This window comes from Pseudoalteromonas sp. MMG013 (genome assembly GCF_018100885.1).
GTDB lineage: Bacteria > Pseudomonadota > Gammaproteobacteria > Enterobacterales > Alteromonadaceae > Pseudoalteromonas > Pseudoalteromonas aurantia.
This window is the reverse complement of sequence record NZ_JAGJEE010000127.1, coordinates 1-439: the sequence shown is the minus strand read 5'-3', so window position 1 is coordinate 439 and position 439 is coordinate 1. Positions and strand designations below refer to the sequence as shown.

The 439-nt window shown below is 41.5% G+C and carries 1 protein-coding gene; it reads right to left on the bottom strand.

Translation table 11 applies throughout. The features are described 5' to 3' along the window. Nucleotides 1–32: 32 nt before the first annotated feature. Nucleotides 33–439, bottom strand: a 407-nt coding sequence (locus J8L98_RS24650; RefSeq protein WP_210998692.1) for a transposase, incomplete at its 5' end; no start/stop codon positions are given.

The following is a 439-nucleotide window of genomic DNA, read 5'->3' as shown; positions in this document are numbered from 1 at the left end:
TAACAAGAGACTATGGCGTCAATAGCTAAATTTTAAACTTTTGGCGCTTCCCACATTACACCATCTCTAAGCATAGAGTTTAAGATGACAATCATCTTTCTAACACAGGCAATGAGTGCTACTTTCTTTGGTTTTCCTGCAGCCACTAACTTTTGATATTGACCTTTAAAAACAGGGTTAGATTGTATTGCTGACATCATCGCCATGTATAAAACAGTCCTTACTTGATGGCGTCCACCCTGTATTTTTCGCAGGCCTTTGAAGCGGCCGCTTTCTCTGTTTATCGGCGCAACACCGACTAGTGCGGAAGCCTGTTTGTTGGTCATATATCCCAGTTCAGGTAAGTTACTAATGATGGATGCTGCCGCGATTTTTCCAATGCCTTTCATGCTTTGAAGTATGGTGTTTTTGGCTTGATATTCAGGGCATGATTCTATCA